This is a genomic window from Enterobacter cloacae (genome assembly GCF_013375935.1).
In the GTDB taxonomy this organism is placed as follows: Bacteria; Pseudomonadota; Gammaproteobacteria; order Enterobacterales; family Enterobacteriaceae; genus Enterobacter; species Enterobacter pasteurii.
The window spans coordinates 767,799-784,613 of record NZ_CP056117.1 but is presented as its reverse complement, the minus strand read 5'-3'; the positions used below and the strand labels follow the sequence as shown (position 1 = coordinate 784,613).

Genomic DNA, 16,815 nt, shown 5'->3' with positions numbered 1-16,815 from the left:
CTCGCGCTCGCGGGGTGAAAATGTTTGTAGAATACTTCTGACAGGTTGGTTTATGAGTGCGAATACCGAAGCTCAAGGGAGCGGGCGCGGCCTGGAAGCGATGAAATGGATAGTTGTAGCCGTGCTGCTGATTGTGGCGATTGTCGGCAACTATCTTTATCGTGACATGATGCTGCCGCTACGTGCGCTTGCAGTGGTAATTCTGATTGCTGCAGCGGGTGGTGTCGCGCTGTTGACGACAAAAGGCAAAGCGACCGTTGCGTTTGCCCGCGAAGCGCGTACCGAAGTCCGCAAGGTCATTTGGCCGACTCGCCAGGAAACATTGCACACCACGCTGATTGTAGCGGCGGTTACCGCTGTAATGTCACTGATCCTGTGGGGACTGGATGGTATTCTGGTTCGCCTGGTATCCTTTATCACTGGCCTGAGGTTCTGAGATGTCTGAAGCCCCTAAAAAGCGCTGGTACGTCGTTCAGGCGTTTTCCGGTTTTGAAGGCCGCGTAGCAACGTCGCTGCGTGAGCATATCAAATTACACAACATGGAAGAGTTATTTGGCGAAGTTATGGTTCCGACCGAAGAAGTGGTCGAGATCCGTGGCGGCCAACGTCGCAAAAGCGAGCGTAAATTCTTCCCGGGTTACGTGCTGGTTCAGATGGTTATGAACGACGCGAGCTGGCACCTGGTGCGCAGCGTACCGCGCGTGATGGGCTTTATCGGCGGCACGTCTGACCGTCCGGCGCCAATCAGCGACAAAGAAGTTGATGCGATTATGAACCGCCTCCAGCAGGTTGGTGATAAGCCGCGTCCGAAAACGCTGTTTGAACCGGGTGAAATGGTTCGTGTTAATGACGGTCCGTTTGCTGACTTTAATGGCGTTGTGGAAGAAGTGGACTACGAGAAGTCCCGCCTGAAAGTTTCTGTTTCTATCTTCGGTCGTGCGACCCCGGTAGAGCTGGACTTTGCCCAGGTAGAAAAAGCCTAAGCAGCGATCAAAAAAGCGACGATTTAATCGTTGCACAGGGCGCGAGATTGGAATACAATTTCGCGCCTTTTGTTTTTATGGGTCCCGGCCCGTAAAACGAATTTTATTCACGGGGAGCCTCTCTGAGGCGTTATTACCCAATCAGAGGATTTTAGAATGGCTAAGAAAGTACAAGCCTACGTCAAGCTGCAGGTTGCAGCAGGTATGGCGAACCCAAGTCCACCAGTTGGTCCAGCTCTGGGTCAGCAGGGTGTGAACATCATGGAATTCTGTAAAGCGTTCAACGCGAAAACTGAATCCATGGAAAAAGGTCTGCCAATTCCAGTTGTTATCACTGTTTACGCTGACCGTTCTTTCACTTTCGTTACCAAGACCCCTCCAGCAGCAGTTCTGCTGAAGAAAGCGGCTGGTATCAAGTCTGGTTCCGGTAAGCCGAACAAAGACAAAGTGGGTAAAATTTCCCGCGCTCAGCTGCAGGAAATCGCGCAGACCAAAGCTGCCGACATGACTGGTTCCGACATTGAAGCGATGACTCGCTCCATCGAAGGTACTGCACGTTCCATGGGCCTGGTAGTGGAGGACTAAGAAATGGCTAAACTGACCAAGCGCATGTCCGTGATCCGTGACAAAGTTGATGCGACCAAACAGTACGACATCAACGAAGCTATCGCTCTGCTGAAAGAACTGGCTACCGCTAAGTTCGTTGAAAGCGTTGACGTTGCCGTTAACCTGGGCATCGACGCTCGTAAATCCGATCAGAACGTTCGTGGCGCAACTGTACTGCCACACGGTACTGGCCGTTCCGTACGCGTAGCTGTATTTGCTCAGGGTGCAAACGCTGAAGCCGCAAAAGCTGCCGGCGCTGAACTGGTAGGTATGGAAGATCTGGCTGATCAGATCAAGAAAGGCGAAATGAACTTTGACGTTGTTATTGCATCTCCAGATGCAATGCGCGTTGTTGGCCAGCTGGGCCAGGTTCTGGGTCCACGCGGCCTGATGCCAAACCCGAAAGTTGGTACTGTAACGCCTAACGTTGCTGAAGCGGTTAAGAACGCTAAAGCAGGTCAGGTTCGTTATCGTAACGACAAAAACGGCATCATCCACACCACCATCGGTAAAGTGGACTTTGACGCTGACAAACTGAAAGAAAACCTGGAAGCTCTGCTGGTTGCGCTGAAAAAAGCAAAACCAACTCAGGCTAAAGGCGTGTACATCAAGAAAGTTAGCATCTCCACCACCATGGGTGCAGGTGTTGCAGTTGACCAGGCTGGCCTGAGCGCTGCTGCAAACTAATGCCTTTACGTGGGCGGTGATTTTGTCTACAATCTTACCCCCACGTTTGCTAACAAAAGTTAGCGGCTAAAAGAATTGTTCGTTGGAGCCTGGCCTATCCAGGCCTCCGTCGAAGACCGCAGGTGTTTCGCAAGAAACTTAATCCCCTGCGTAGACGGTGACAGAACGCTAAGATTATTTTAAATACTCTGGCTTGTTTCTGCTCACCGTATTAAGACGCTCTTCCCGTTGGGTTGAGTGAAGTGAGTTCCGGAACATGAGTTCCGGCAAACATCCAGGAGCAAAGCTAATGGCTTTAAATCTTCAAGACAAACAAGCGATTGTTGCTGAAGTCAGCGAAGTAGCCAAAGGCGCGCTGTCTGCAGTAGTTGCGGATTCCCGTGGCGTTACTGTAGACAAAATGACTGAACTGCGTAAAGCAGGTCGTGAAGCTGGCGTATACATGCGTGTTGTTCGTAACACCCTGCTGCGTCGCGTAGTTGAAGGTACTCAGTTCGAGTGCCTGAAAGACACGTTTGTTGGTCCGACCCTGATTGCATACTCTATGGAACACCCGGGCGCTGCTGCTCGTCTGTTCAAAGAGTTCGCGAAAGCGAATGCAAAATTTGAGGTCAAAGCTGCAGCCTTTGAAGGTGAGTTGATCCCGGCATCGCAAATCGATCGCCTGGCAACCCTGCCGACCTACGAAGAAGCAATTGCACGCCTGATGGCAACCATGAAAGAAGCTGCGGCTGGCAAACTGGTTCGCACTCTGGCTGCTGTACGCGATGCGAAAGAAGCTGCTTAATCGCAGTTATCTTTATAAAGCATTTGCTTACGTATAAACTTATTCTGATTTTCAGGAACAATTTAAATGTCTATCACTAAAGATCAAATCATTGAAGCAGTAGCAGCTATGTCCGTAATGGACGTTGTAGAGCTGGTTTCTGCAATGGAAGAAAAATTCGGTGTTTCTGCTGCTGCTGCTGTAGCTGTAGCTGCTGGCCCGGCTGAAGCTGCTGAAGAAAAAACTGAATTCGACGTAATTCTGAAAGCTGCTGGCGCGAACAAAGTTGCTGTAATCAAAGCAGTACGTGGCGCAACTGGCCTGGGTCTGAAAGAAGCTAAAGACCTGGTAGAATCTGCTCCAGCTGCGCTGAAAGAAGGCGTGAGCAAAGACGACGCAGAAGCACTGAAAAAATCTCTGGAAGAAGCTGGCGCTGAAGTTGAAGTTAAATAAGCCAACTTTTCTGGTTGCAGCCTAAGTCATTAGGCTGATGGCTGGTGACTTTTTAGTCACCAGCCTTTTTGCGCTGTAAGGCATCAGCAGCATTTCACACTGTTTGACTGCTGGTTGTCCTGACAATGCTTGTTTCTATCGACGACTTAATATACTGCGACAGGGTGCTCGCTCTGTGTAAATCGCAATGAAATGGTTTAAGCGTGATAGCAACAGGTATTGCGGAAAGTATTCAATTTTCCGGTCCACAAAATGGTGTTGCACAAACTGTCCCTTCGTCGGACAGATGGGTCGACTTGTCAGCGAGCTGAGGAACCCTATGGTTTACTCCTATACCGAGAAAAAACGTATTCGTAAGGATTTTGGTAAACGTCCACAAGTTCTGGACATTCCATATCTCCTTTCTATCCAGCTTGACTCGTTCCAGAAGTTTATCGAGCAAGATCCTGAAGGGCAGTACGGCCTGGAAGCAGCCTTCCGTTCCGTGTTCCCGATTCAGAGCTACAGCGGTAATTCCGAGCTGCAGTACGTCAGCTACCGCCTTGGCGAACCGGTGTTTGACGTTCAGGAATGTCAGATCCGTGGCGTGACCTATTCCGCACCGCTGCGCGTAAAACTGCGTCTGGTGATCTACGAGCGCGAAGCGCCGGAAGGCACCGTAAAAGACATTAAAGAACAAGAAGTCTACATGGGTGAAATTCCACTCATGACGGACAACGGTACTTTCGTTATCAACGGTACTGAGCGTGTTATCGTTTCCCAGCTGCATCGTAGCCCGGGCGTCTTCTTCGACAGCGATAAAGGTAAAACACACTCTTCCGGTAAAGTACTGTATAACGCACGCATCATTCCTTACCGTGGTTCATGGCTGGACTTCGAGTTCGATCCGAAAGACAACCTGTTTGTCCGTATCGACCGTCGTCGTAAACTGCCTGCAACAATCATTCTGCGTGCACTGAACTATACCACTGAGCAGATCCTGGACCTGTTCTTTGAGAAAGTGATCTTTGAAATCCGCGACAACAAGCTGCAGATGGAGCTGGTGCCGGAACGTCTGCGTGGTGAGACCGCGTCGTTCGACATCGAAGCCGACGGCAAAGTGTATGTGGAAAAAGGTCGCCGTATCACCGCGCGCCACATCCGCCAGCTGGAAAAAGATGATATCAAACACATCGAAGTTCCGGTTGAGTACATTGCAGGAAAAGTAGCCGCGAAAGATTACGTTGATGAATCAACTGGCGAGCTGATCTGCCCGGCTAACATGGAGCTGAGCCTGGATCTGCTGGCTAAGCTGAGCCAGTCTGGCCACAAACGTATCGAAACGCTGTTCACTAACGATCTGGACCACGGTCCGTACATCTCTGAGACTGTACGCGTCGATCCAACCAACGATCGTCTGAGCGCGCTGGTAGAAATCTACCGCATGATGCGTCCTGGTGAGCCACCAACTCGTGAAGCGGCTGAAAGCCTGTTCGAGAACCTGTTCTTCTCCGAAGACCGCTACGATCTGTCCGCGGTTGGTCGTATGAAGTTCAACCGTTCTCTGCTGCGCGACGAAATCGAAGGTTCCGGTATCCTGAGCAAAGACGACATCATTGAAGTGATGAAGAAGCTCATCGATATCCGTAACGGTAAAGGCGAAGTGGATGATATCGACCACCTCGGCAACCGTCGTATCCGTTCCGTAGGCGAAATGGCGGAAAACCAGTTCCGCGTTGGCCTGGTACGTGTAGAGCGTGCGGTGAAAGAGCGTCTGTCTCTGGGCGATCTGGATACCCTGATGCCTCAGGATATGATCAACGCCAAGCCGATTTCTGCAGCAGTGAAAGAGTTCTTCGGTTCCAGCCAGCTGTCTCAGTTTATGGACCAGAACAACCCGCTGTCTGAGATTACGCACAAACGTCGTATCTCTGCACTCGGCCCAGGCGGTCTGACCCGTGAACGTGCAGGCTTTGAAGTTCGAGACGTACACCCGACGCACTACGGTCGCGTATGTCCTATCGAAACGCCTGAAGGTCCAAACATCGGTCTGATCAACTCCCTGTCCGTGTATGCACAGACAAACGAATACGGTTTCCTTGAGACGCCGTACCGTAAAGTGACTGACGGTGTTGTTACCGACGAAATTCATTACCTGTCTGCTATCGAAGAAGGCAACTACGTTATCGCTCAGGCGAACTCCAACCTGGATGACGAAGGCCACTTTGTAGAAGACCTGGTTACCTGCCGTAGCAAAGGCGAATCCAGCTTGTTCAGCCGCGACCAGGTTGACTACATGGACGTATCCACCCAGCAGGTGGTATCCGTCGGTGCGTCCCTGATCCCGTTCCTGGAACACGATGACGCCAACCGTGCATTGATGGGTGCGAACATGCAACGTCAGGCCGTTCCAACTCTGCGCGCTGATAAGCCGCTGGTTGGTACCGGTATGGAACGTGCTGTTGCCGTTGACTCCGGTGTTACTGCAGTTGCTAAGCGTGGCGGTACCGTTCAGTACGTTGACGCATCCCGTATCGTTATCAAAGTTAACGAAGACGAGATGTATCCGGGCGAAGCGGGTATCGACATCTACAACCTGACCAAATACACCCGTTCTAACCAGAACACCTGTATCAACCAGATGCCTTGCGTATCTCTGGGTGAGCCAGTTGAGCGCGGCGACGTGCTGGCAGACGGTCCGTCCACCGACCTCGGTGAACTGGCGCTCGGTCAGAACATGCGCGTAGCGTTCATGCCGTGGAACGGTTACAACTTCGAAGACTCCATCCTCGTCTCCGAGCGTGTGGTTCAGGAAGATCGTTTCACCACCATCCACATTCAGGAACTGGCATGTGTGTCCCGTGACACCAAGCTGGGGCCAGAAGAGATCACCGCTGACATCCCTAACGTGGGTGAAGCTGCGCTCTCCAAACTGGATGAATCCGGTATTGTTTACATCGGTGCGGAAGTGACCGGCGGCGACATTCTGGTTGGTAAGGTAACGCCGAAAGGTGAAACCCAGCTGACGCCAGAAGAAAAACTGCTGCGTGCAATCTTCGGTGAGAAAGCGTCTGACGTTAAAGACTCTTCTCTGCGCGTACCAAACGGTGTTTCCGGTACGGTTATCGACGTTCAGGTCTTCACTCGTGATGGCGTTGAGAAAGATAAGCGTGCGCTGGAAATCGAAGAGATGCAGCTCAAGCAGGCTAAGAAAGACCTGTCTGAAGAACTGCAGATCCTCGAAGCGGGTCTGTTCAGCCGTATCTATGCGGTGCTGGTTGCCGGTGGCGTTGAAGCTGAGAAGCTCGACAAACTGCCACGCGATCGCTGGCTGGAACTGGGCCTGACCGACGAAGAGAAACAAAATCAGCTGGAACAGCTGGCTGAGCAGTATGACGAACTGAAACACGAGTTCGAGAAAAAACTCGAAGCGAAACGCCGTAAAATCACTCAGGGCGACGATCTGGCACCAGGCGTGCTGAAGATTGTTAAGGTATATCTGGCCGTTAAACGTCAGATCCAGCCTGGTGATAAGATGGCAGGTCGTCACGGTAACAAGGGTGTTATCTCTAAGATCAACCCGATCGAAGATATGCCGCACGATGCTAACGGTACGCCGGTAGATATCGTACTGAACCCGCTGGGCGTACCGTCTCGTATGAACATCGGTCAGATTCTGGAAACCCACCTGGGTATGGCTGCGAAAGGTATCGGCGACAAGATCAACGCCATGCTGAAACAGCAGCAGGAAGTCGCGAAACTGCGCGAATTCATCCAGCGTGCCTACGATCTGGGTACCGACGTGCGTCAGAAAGTCGACCTGAACACCTTCAGCGATGAAGAAGTGCTGCGTCTGGCAGAGAACCTGCGCAAAGGTATGCCAATTGCAACGCCGGTATTCGACGGTGCAAAAGAAGCTGAAATCAAAGAGCTGCTGCAACTGGGTGGTCTGCCAACGTCTGGTCAGATTACGCTGTTTGACGGCCGTACTGGGGAACAGTTCGAGCGTCCGGTAACCGTAGGTTACATGTACATGCTGAAACTGAACCACCTGGTCGACGACAAGATGCACGCTCGTTCTACCGGTTCTTACAGCCTGGTTACTCAGCAGCCGCTGGGTGGTAAGGCTCAGTTCGGTGGTCAGCGCTTCGGGGAGATGGAAGTGTGGGCGCTGGAAGCATACGGCGCAGCATACACCCTGCAGGAAATGCTTACCGTTAAGTCTGATGACGTGAACGGTCGTACTAAGATGTATAAAAACATCGTAGACGGCAACCATCAGATGGAACCAGGCATGCCGGAATCCTTCAACGTACTGTTGAAAGAGATTCGTTCGCTGGGTATCAACATCGAACTGGAAGACGAGTAATTCTCGCTCAAACAGGTCACTGGTGTCGGGTTAACCCCCGACACCAGATTGTGCTAACTCCGACGGGAGCAAATCCGTGAAAGATTTATTAAAGTTTCTGAAAGCGCAGACTAAAACCGAAGAGTTTGATGCGATCAAAATTGCTCTGGCTTCGCCAGACATGATCCGTTCATGGTCTTTTGGTGAAGTTAAAAAGCCGGAAACCATCAACTACCGTACGTTCAAACCTGAGCGTGACGGCCTTTTCTGTGCGCGTATTTTCGGGCCAGTAAAAGACTACGAGTGCCTGTGCGGTAAGTACAAGCGCCTGAAACACCGCGGTGTGATCTGTGAGAAGTGCGGCGTTGAAGTGACCCAGACCAAAGTACGCCGTGAGCGTATGGGCCACATCGAGCTGGCGTCTCCAACTGCTCACATCTGGTTCCTGAAATCCCTGCCGTCCCGTATCGGCCTGCTGCTGGATATGCCGCTGCGTGATATCGAACGTGTTCTGTACTTCGAATCTTATGTGGTTATCGAAGGCGGTATGACGAATCTGGAACGTAACCAGATTCTGACCGAAGAACAGTATCTGGACGCGCTGGAAGAGTTCGGTGACGAATTCGACGCTAAGATGGGTGCGGAAGCTATTCAGGCCCTGCTGAAGAGCATGGATCTGGAGCAAGAGTGTGAAACTCTGCGCGAAGAGCTGAACGAAACCAACTCCGAAACCAAGCGTAAAAAGCTGACCAAGCGTATCAAACTGCTGGAAGCGTTCGTTCAGTCTGGTAACAAACCAGAGTGGATGATCCTGACCGTTCTGCCGGTTCTGCCGCCAGATCTGCGTCCGCTGGTTCCGCTGGATGGTGGTCGTTTCGCAACGTCCGATCTGAACGATCTGTACCGTCGCGTTATCAACCGTAACAACCGTCTGAAACGTCTGCTGGATCTGGCTGCGCCGGACATCATCGTACGCAACGAAAAACGTATGCTGCAGGAAGCGGTAGATGCCCTGCTGGATAACGGTCGTCGCGGTCGTGCGATCACCGGTTCTAACAAACGTCCTCTGAAATCTTTGGCCGACATGATCAAAGGTAAACAGGGTCGTTTCCGTCAGAACCTGCTCGGTAAGCGTGTTGACTACTCCGGTCGTTCTGTAATCACCGTAGGTCCATACCTGCGTCTGCATCAGTGCGGTCTGCCGAAGAAAATGGCACTGGAGCTGTTCAAACCGTTCATCTACGGCAAGCTGGAACTGCGTGGCCTGGCCACCACCATCAAAGCCGCTAAGAAAATGGTTGAGCGTGAAGAAGCTGTCGTTTGGGATATCCTGGACGAAGTTATCCGCGAACACCCGGTACTGCTGAACCGTGCACCAACCCTGCACCGTCTGGGTATCCAGGCATTTGAGCCAGTACTGATCGAAGGTAAAGCTATCCAGCTGCACCCGCTGGTTTGTGCGGCATATAACGCCGACTTCGATGGTGACCAGATGGCTGTTCACGTACCGCTGACGCTGGAAGCCCAGCTCGAAGCGCGTGCGCTGATGATGTCTACCAACAACATCCTGTCTCCAGCGAACGGTGAACCAATCATCGTTCCTTCTCAGGACGTTGTATTGGGTCTGTACTACATGACCCGTGACTGTGTTAACGCCAAAGGCGAAGGCATGGTGCTGACTGGCCCTAAAGAAGCTGAGCGTATTTATCGCGCTGGCCTGGCCTCTCTGCATGCGCGCGTTAAAGTGCGTATCACCGAGTACGAAAAAGATGAAAACGGCGAATTCGTTGCGAAAACCAGCCTGAAAGACACGACCATTGGCCGTGCGATTCTGTGGATGATCGTACCGAAAGGTCTGCCTTTCTCCATCGTCAACCAGGCGCTGGGCAAGAAAGCGATCTCCAAAATGCTGAACACCTGTTACCGCATTCTGGGTCTGAAGCCGACCGTTATCTTCGCTGACCAGACAATGTACACCGGCTTTGCTTATGCAGCGCGTTCAGGTGCATCTGTTGGTATCGATGACATGGTCATCCCGGAGAAGAAACACGAGATCATCTCTGAAGCGGAAGCTGAAGTTGCTGAGATCCAGGAGCAGTTCCAGTCTGGTCTGGTAACCGCAGGCGAACGCTATAACAAAGTTATCGATATCTGGGCTGCGGCGAACGATCGTGTATCCAAAGCGATGATGGATAACCTGCAAACCGAAACCGTGATTAACCGTGACGGCGTAGAAGAGCAGCAGGTTTCCTTCAACAGCATCTACATGATGGCCGACTCCGGTGCGCGTGGTTCTGCGGCACAGATTCGTCAGCTGGCAGGTATGCGTGGTCTGATGGCGAAGCCGGATGGCTCCATCATCGAAACGCCAATCACCGCGAACTTCCGTGAAGGTCTGAACGTACTCCAGTACTTCATCTCCACGCACGGTGCGCGTAAAGGTCTGGCGGATACCGCACTTAAAACGGCGAACTCCGGTTATCTGACGCGTCGTCTGGTTGACGTTGCGCAGGATCTGGTCGTAACCGAAGACGACTGTGGCACCCTTGAAGGTATCACCATGACCCCGGTTATCGAGGGTGGTGATGTTAAAGAGCCACTGCGCGATCGCGTACTGGGTCGTGTGACCGCGGAAGACATTCTGAAGCCGGGCACCGCAGACATTCTGGTTCCACGCAACACGCTGCTGCACGAACAGTGGTGTGACCTGCTGGAAGCGAACTCTGTTGACTCCGTGAAGGTGCGTTCCGTTGTATCCTGTGACACCGACTTTGGCGTGTGTGCACACTGCTATGGTCGTGACCTGGCGCGTGGCCACATCATCAACAAAGGTGAAGCCATCGGCGTTATCGCGGCACAGTCCATCGGTGAGCCGGGTACACAGCTGACGATGCGTACGTTCCACATCGGTGGTGCGGCATCTCGTGCGGCTGCTGAATCCAGCATCCAGGTGAAAAACAAAGGTAGCATCAAGCTCAGCAACGCGAAGTCTGTTGTTAACTCTGCAGGCAAGCTGGTTGTGACCTCTCGTAACACCGAGCTGAAGCTGATCGACGAATTCGGTCGTACCAAAGAGAGCTATAAAGTGCCTTACGGTGCGGTTATGGCGAAAGGTGATGGCGAGCAGGTTGCCGGCGGTGAAACCGTTGCAAACTGGGATCCACACACCATGCCGGTTATCACCGAAGTAAGTGGTTTCATCCGCTTTACTGACATGATCGACGGCCAGACCATTACTCGTCAGACCGACGAGCTGACCGGTCTGTCTTCTCTGGTGGTTCTGGATTCTGCTGAACGTACTACCGGCGGTAAAGATCTGCGTCCTGCACTGAAAATCGTTGATGCTCAGGGTAACGACGTTCTGATCCCTGGTACCGATATGCCTGCGCAGTACTTCCTGCCGGGTAAAGCGATTGTACAGCTGGAAGATGGCGTACAGATCAGCTCTGGTGACACCCTGGCGCGTATTCCTCAGGAATCCGGCGGTACCAAGGACATCACCGGTGGTCTGCCACGCGTTGCGGACCTGTTCGAAGCACGTCGTCCGAAAGAGCCTGCAATTCTGGCGGAAATCAGCGGTATCATCTCCTTCGGTAAAGAGACCAAAGGTAAACGCCGTCTGGTTATTACTCCAGTAGATGGCAGCGAGCCGTACGAAGAGATGATTCCTAAGTGGCGTCAGCTCAACGTGTTCGAAGGTGAACGCGTGGAACGTGGTGACGTGGTTTCCGACGGTCCAGAAGCGCCGCACGACATCCTGCGTCTGCGTGGTGTGCATGCTGTTACTCGTTACATTGTTAACGAAGTACAGGACGTATACCGTCTGCAGGGCGTTAAGATTAACGATAAACACATCGAAGTAATCGTTCGTCAGATGCTGCGTAAAGCAACCATCGAAAACGCGGGCAGCTCCGACTTCCTGGAAGGCGAGCAGGTTGAATACTCACGCGTTAAGATCGCTAACCGCGATCTGGAAGCGAATGGCAAAATCGGTGCAACCTTCGCACGCGATCTGCTGGGTATCACCAAAGCGTCTCTGGCAACCGAGTCCTTCATCTCCGCAGCGTCGTTCCAGGAAACTACTCGTGTCCTGACCGAAGCGGCTGTTGCTGGTAAACGTGATGAACTGCGCGGTCTGAAAGAGAACGTTATCGTGGGTCGTCTGATCCCGGCCGGTACCGGTTATGCGTACCACCAGGATCGTATGCGTCGTCGCGCAGCGGGCGAACTGCCGGCTGCTCCGCAGGTTACTGCCGAAGATGCATCCGCGAGCCTTGCAGAACTGCTGAACGCAGGTCTGGGCGGTTCCGACAACGAATAATCGTTGATGCCGTTAATAAAAAACCCGCTTCGGCGGGTTTTTTTATTGTGTTTTTTCAGGCCCGAAACGCGTAGCGCCACCGGGCTTTTTATCAGTTTACCAGCGGGATCCGCCGATAAAGCTCAATCATATCGCCTGCCAGATCCTGAATAACCATCGCGTTCATCAGATGGTCCTGCGAGTGAACGGTGATCAGGTTAACCGGAAGTTTCCCGGTCCCTTCGTCAAGGCCGATAAGCTGCGTCTGAATCGTGTGCGCATGCTTCACATACTCGCGCGATTCTTCCATCGCTTTTTCAGCTTCGTCAAACTCACCCTTACGCGCCATCTGCAGCGCCGTCAGCGCCGCACTGCGCGCCGCGCCCGCGTTAACCAGCAGTTCCATGATGGTGGTTTCTAAGTCTTCCATTATGACTCCAGCAGCTTGAGCGCTTTTTCCAGTACGGCATCGCCTTTCATCATGCCGTAATCCATCATGTCGATCACCGCGACCTTCTTGCCCAGCGGATCGGCCTGAGCCTGCAGTTTTGCCTGCTCGTATTTAACCTGTGGCCCCAGTAATACGATGTCAGCCGTCGCGATGTTGTCTTTAAACTCCGCGACCGGAACGGCTTTAATGGTTACTTCGACTCCTTTTTTCTGCGCGGCATCTTTCATACGTTGAACCAGCATGCTGGTTGACATTCCCGCTGCACAGCATAAAACGATGTTCTTCATAGTCAGCCTCGATCTACATGTGTTTATTGATAATTATCCCGTGCAGACCGCTTCAACAACCGCTTTACCGCGATTGTGTGTCAGGCATCACAAAGAAATCGGCATTTTCCTGAAACCGGTTACAATTTTAAACAGGCGTGCGTTCTGCCCGTCGGAACGGGCGAAATGCCAGGCGGGAAATTAACGGCTGGACGTGCTTAAAACACGGTTTTTGCCCTGCTGTTTGGCGCGGTAAAGCGCTTCATCAACGCTACCAACAAATTGCTCCAGCGGTTCGAAATGCCATTCTCCCAGCCCGGCGCTGAAGGTCACCTGCAGGTTCTCTTCCCGCCAGGCACGCTGCTGGACGGCGGTGCGCCAGGCTTCCAGAAGTGCATGAGCGGAGTGAATCAGCTCGGCAGGGAAAATCACCGCGAACTCTTCACCTCCGTAGCGGTAAACGGAGAGGTGATGCGGCTGCATGATCTGAATGCCTTCGCGCGCCACGTTGCGCAGCACGATATCCCCGCTCAGGTGGCCCCAGGTGTCATTGATGGATTTGAAGTTATCAATGTCGACCAGCGCCAGGGCGAACGGCTGATGGGCGTTCAGCAGCTCATCCACATCGCTGTCGAACGCCCGGCGGTTTTTACAGCCCGTTAGCGCATCATGCGTGGCCTGACGGACATACGCCATCTCGCGTTCCTTGTTCGACTGTATGGTATGGCTGAGCATCGCCTCAAGGCGCGGAGCCTGGTTGACGTCCCCGGTTTTGATGGCGTTGATAATGTTCATCAGCACGGAACGTGAGGCGTGACGCAGGTACAGCCCGAACAGCATGATGATGATGGCCGCCAGCGCAAATCCCCAGCCGACGATAGTGGTCTCATGCCGGGTAATGACGGTGAGGGTGGTATCGGAAACCCGATAAATTACAAACCAGTCCGGGTTGGTGAAGGAGTAGTAGTAGTACCAGGTCTTACTTTTGGGATCGAAAATATGGCCTTCGCCGCTGGTCATTTTGTCCATCAGCGCTTCGCTTACGTACTGCTTAAAGAGCGCGCCCGTGTCCGGATGAAGCACAACGGCGCCGTCGCGCTCAACGACAAAAAACTCACCCTGCACCGGCGCCACCATCTGGCGCAGGGTATATCCCATGGAGGTCAAATCAAGATGGAAAGCGAGCGTGCCCTTGAGGCGGCCTTCGGGTGAAATGACCGGCTTAAAAAGGGTGACGGTGGGATGCCCGGTGAAATAGTCCAGATAGGGGCGGGTATAGTGGGGGAAGTTGCTGGCCTCTGCCTGCCCGATAAACCAGGGGCGGGTTTTTGCGTCGAAAGACCGGCTCTTTTCCGTAGGCAGCACTTCCGGCGCGCGCAGATGATGCCCCCCGGTGTCCGCGAGAGAGATAGACGACACGGTCGGCATCAGGTTCTGTAAATGCATTAACATCTGCAGGCCGTGTGTTGGATCGATATTAATGGTCTGATTCACTCTGTCGTTACGCGCGAAGTACATCGCGGCGCGCCCGAGAATATAGTCATTTTCTCGCAGGATAGACTCGGTGTAGTTCACCGCCAGGTTATGGGTGAAATTACCATTAATTCTATGATAATCCTCGAGAAAGTCCTTTCGCTGTGAAAGGGTTACCAGCACGGCGATCAGCACGAAGCTGAACAGGATCCCGGCGAAGCTGACCATAATCGGCCGCGTAAAAGAGAGCTTTTTACTGTGGAGTGCCATGAGTTGTACATCAGTCCAGAAGGTGGACGCGTTGCGTCTGTCGTAATCCTCAGCATAGTCGCTGTCCGGTTGCTGGTAGTAAATTATACAGAAGGTGATTACCGACGAGATGATTTATCTTAAGAACAGATAAGAAGCGTCCTATTTATTTTATCGGTTAAGATTCTGATTAAGAGGCGGGGGGCAGGGCGAAACGAGGAAGAAGCATTTTCGCCCTGGTCAGCATCCGTTGCTGACGTGCCAAGCATAAGGAAACCGGGCTGAGGATAACAATCGCCCGGTTTCAATCCTACGAGACGCCTCGTAACCTTTCCGCGTTTTTACAGTCTGTTTCAGCGCAAATGCGAGGCTCTTCCCAGCCAGCTGTCCCAGTCTTTCCACACGGGCTGTAGCCCCTGCGCGGCCAGCGCTTCCGCGACCGCCTCTGGCCGCCGCCCGTCGTGAGGCGCAAACTGCTCCAGCTCCGGACGCTCGTCGGCATAGCCGCCAGGCTGCGTTTTGGAAAAGGCGCTGACGTTGTTGATGGCCAGCGGGATGGCGCGATCGCGGAACGCCGGGGACTCGCGGGTGGAGAGCGACAGTTCCACCTCCGGCGCGAACAGGCGAAAAGCGCAGATGGTTTGCACCAGCTGGCGTTCATCCATTAGCGAGGCCGGTTCAATGCCGCCCGCGCAGGGACGCAGCCGCGGGAACGAGATGGAATAGCGGCTCTGCCAGTAGCGTTGCTGCAACCACAGCAAATGTTCCGCCATCATGTAGCAATCCACCCGCCAGCTATCGGAAAGCCCAATCAGCGCCCCCAGACCGATTTTGTCGATCCCGGCCCGTCCCAGTCTGTCCGGCGTCTCCAGCCGGAAGAAGAAATCCTGTTTCTTCCCCTTCAGGTGGTGCCGGGCATACGTCGTCTCGTGGTAGGTTTCCTGGTAAACCATAACGCCGTCCAGCCCGAGGGTTTTCAGCTCTGCGTATTCCTCCTGCGACAAAGGCTGCACTTCCATCTGCAACGAGGAAAATTCCCGACGAATGGCCGGAAGGTGCTGGCGGAAGTAGTCCATTCCCACTTTGCTTTGATGTTCACCCGTCACCAGCAGGAGGTGCTCAAACCCCATTTCACGAATAGCCGCACACTCGCGGGCGATCTCATGCTCGTCCAGCGTTTTACGCTTAATGCGGTTGCTCATGGAGAAACCACAGTAGGTACAGTCGTTGGCGCACAGGTTAGAGAGGTAGAGCGGCACGTAAAAGCTCACCGTGTTGCCGAAGCGCTGGCGGGTGAGGCGCTGCGCGCGCAGCGCCATTGGCTCGAGATACGCGCTGGCCGCGGGGGAGAGAAGGGCCATCAGATCCTCACGGGTAAGGTGGCGGGCATGCAGCGCGCGCTCAACGTCAGCCGCGGTTTTGCTGTTGATGCGCAGGGCAATATCGTCCCAGCCAAGCTCACGCCAGCGATCGGTAAAGGTAGCCATCAGAGCGCCTCCAGAAAGCCGGTGAGCGGGCTGGTGGCCTGCGCCTGAAAGCTGCGCGCGCCGGGGCCGGACTCTCTCGCCAGCACGCCAGCCTCCACGGCCAGACGGAACGCGCGCGCCATCATCACCGGATCGTCGGCGACCGCAATCGCGGTATTCACCAGTACCGCATCGGCCCCCAACTCCAGCGCCTGCGCGGCGTGGCTGGGTACACCTATCCCCGCGTCCACCACCACGGGTACGGTAGCCTGCTCAATGACGATCTCCAGCATCGCGCGGGTTTCGAGCCCCTGATTAGAGCCGATGGGCGCGCCCAGCGGCATCACGGCGGCGCAGCCGACCTCCTCCAGGCGCTTGCAGAGAACGGGGTCGGCGCCGCAGTAGGGCAGCACGATAAACCCCTGCTGCACCAGCTTCTCGGCGGCTTTCAGGGTTTCAATCGGGTCGGGCAGCAGCCAGCGGGCATCCGGGTGAATTTCCAGCTTCAGCCAGCGGGTGCCGAGCGCCTCGCGAGCCAGCCGGGCGGCGAAAATGGCCTCCTCGGCCGTTTTCGCCCCGGAGGTGTTCGGTAAAAGCGTCACGCCAGCCTCCAGCAAGGGCGCAAGAATGGCATCGTTGTGCTGGCGCAGGTCCACGCGCTTCATGGCCAGCGTCACCAGCTGGCTGCCGCTTTCACGGATGGCATCAACCATCAGCTGCGGAGAGGCAAACTTCCCGGTTCCGGTAAACAGATGTGAATCAAAGACCTTATCGGCAATACGTAACAT

General features: G+C 53.8%; 13 protein-coding genes. 8 read left to right on the top strand and 5 right to left on the bottom strand.

The annotated features are described in order from the left end of the window. Positions 1–52 precede the first annotated feature (52 nt). From secE to rpoC, 8 genes are all read left to right on the top strand, one after another. A complete protein-coding gene (secE, locus tag HWQ14_RS03635; protein WP_001275693.1) occupies positions 53–436 on the top strand; it encodes a preprotein translocase subunit SecE in 384 nt (127 codons plus the stop codon). Position 437: 1 nt separating this feature from the next. Then, positions 438–983, top strand: coding sequence for a transcription termination/antitermination protein NusG (nusG, locus tag HWQ14_RS03630; protein ID WP_003862341.1), 546 nt, complete (start codon positions 438–440; stop codon positions 981–983). Between the two features lie 156 nt (positions 984–1,139). After that, positions 1,140–1,568, top strand: a complete 429-nt coding sequence (gene rplK / locus HWQ14_RS03625; protein ID WP_003862340.1) for a 50S ribosomal protein L11 — start codon at positions 1,140–1,142, stop codon at positions 1,566–1,568. A gap of 3 nt (positions 1,569–1,571) precedes the next feature. Further along, positions 1,572–2,276 (top strand): 50S ribosomal protein L1, encoded by a 705-nt coding sequence (rplA, locus tag HWQ14_RS03620; protein WP_006810530.1) that lies wholly within the window; start codon positions 1,572–1,574, stop codon positions 2,274–2,276. Between the two features lie 289 nt (positions 2,277–2,565). Continuing rightward, positions 2,566–3,063: a 50S ribosomal protein L10 gene (gene rplJ / locus HWQ14_RS03615; protein WP_003862338.1), complete on the top strand. Its 498-nt coding sequence runs from the start codon at positions 2,566–2,568 to the stop codon at positions 3,061–3,063. A gap of 66 nt (positions 3,064–3,129) precedes the next feature. Continuing rightward, entirely contained in the window at positions 3,130–3,495 is a 366-nt protein-coding gene (gene rplL, locus HWQ14_RS03610) for a 50S ribosomal protein L7/L12 (RefSeq protein WP_002445276.1), read from the top strand. A gap of 319 nt (positions 3,496–3,814) precedes the next feature. Beyond that, positions 3,815–7,843 (top strand): DNA-directed RNA polymerase subunit beta, encoded by a 4,029-nt coding sequence (gene rpoB / locus HWQ14_RS03605; protein ID WP_015569976.1) that lies wholly within the window; start codon positions 3,815–3,817, stop codon positions 7,841–7,843. A gap of 76 nt (positions 7,844–7,919) precedes the next feature. Next, positions 7,920–12,143 carry a DNA-directed RNA polymerase subunit beta' gene (gene rpoC, locus HWQ14_RS03600; RefSeq protein WP_148422715.1) on the top strand — a complete coding sequence of 1,408 codons (4,224 nt, stop codon included), beginning with the start codon at positions 7,920–7,922 and terminating at the stop codon, positions 12,141–12,143. Between the two features lie 91 nt (positions 12,144–12,234). Here rpoC and HWQ14_RS03595 read toward each other — a convergent pair whose 3' ends face one another. From HWQ14_RS03595 to thiG, 5 genes are all read right to left on the bottom strand, one after another. After that, a complete protein-coding gene (locus HWQ14_RS03595; RefSeq protein ID WP_008503455.1) occupies positions 12,235–12,552 on the bottom strand; it encodes a PTS lactose/cellobiose transporter subunit IIA in 318 nt (105 codons plus the stop codon). Then, the gene (locus HWQ14_RS03590; protein ID WP_010425948.1) at positions 12,552–12,860 is read right to left on the bottom strand and encodes a PTS sugar transporter subunit IIB; all 309 of its coding nucleotides are present in this window, start codon (positions 12,858–12,860) and stop codon (positions 12,552–12,554) included. Before HWQ14_RS03590 ends, HWQ14_RS03595 begins: the two co-directional genes overlap by 1 nt. A gap of 180 nt (positions 12,861–13,040) precedes the next feature. Then, entirely contained in the window at positions 13,041–14,582 is a 1,542-nt protein-coding gene (locus HWQ14_RS03585) for a sensor domain-containing diguanylate cyclase (RefSeq protein ID WP_176608986.1), read from the bottom strand. Positions 14,583–14,914: 332 nt separating this feature from the next. Continuing rightward, positions 14,915–16,048, bottom strand: a complete 1,134-nt coding sequence (thiH, locus tag HWQ14_RS03580; protein WP_176608985.1) for a 2-iminoacetate synthase ThiH — start codon at positions 16,046–16,048, stop codon at positions 14,915–14,917. After that, entirely contained in the window at positions 16,048–16,815 is a 768-nt protein-coding gene (gene thiG / locus HWQ14_RS03575; protein ID WP_148422712.1) for a thiazole synthase, read from the bottom strand. Before thiG ends, thiH begins: the two co-directional genes overlap by 1 nt.

Coding starts and splice junctions, on each gene's coding strand:
- secE (WP_001275693.1), top strand. CDS start 53: ATGAGTGCGAATACCGAAGCTCAAGGGAGCGGGCGCGGCCTGGAAGCG.
- nusG (WP_003862341.1), top strand. CDS start 438: ATGTCTGAAGCCCCTAAAAAGCGCTGGTACGTCGTTCAGGCGTTTTCC.
- rplK (WP_003862340.1), top strand. CDS start 1,140: ATGGCTAAGAAAGTACAAGCCTACGTCAAGCTGCAGGTTGCAGCAGGT.
- rplA (WP_006810530.1), top strand. CDS start 1,572: ATGGCTAAACTGACCAAGCGCATGTCCGTGATCCGTGACAAAGTTGAT.
- rplJ (WP_003862338.1), top strand. CDS start 2,566: ATGGCTTTAAATCTTCAAGACAAACAAGCGATTGTTGCTGAAGTCAGC.
- rplL (WP_002445276.1), top strand. CDS start 3,130: ATGTCTATCACTAAAGATCAAATCATTGAAGCAGTAGCAGCTATGTCC.
- rpoB (WP_015569976.1), top strand. CDS start 3,815: ATGGTTTACTCCTATACCGAGAAAAAACGTATTCGTAAGGATTTTGGT.
- HWQ14_RS03595 (WP_008503455.1), bottom strand. CDS start 12,552: ATGGAAGACTTAGAAACCACCATCATGGAACTGCTGGTTAACGCGGGC.
- HWQ14_RS03590 (WP_010425948.1), bottom strand. CDS start 12,860: ATGAAGAACATCGTTTTATGCTGTGCAGCGGGAATGTCAACCAGCATG.
- HWQ14_RS03585 (WP_176608986.1), bottom strand. CDS start 14,582: ATGGCACTCCACAGTAAAAAGCTCTCTTTTACGCGGCCGATTATGGTC.
- thiH (WP_176608985.1), bottom strand. CDS start 16,048: ATGGCTACCTTTACCGATCGCTGGCGTGAGCTTGGCTGGGACGATATT.
- thiG (WP_148422712.1), bottom strand. CDS start 16,815: ATGTTACGTATTGCCGATAAGGTCTTTGATTCACATCTGTTTACCGGA.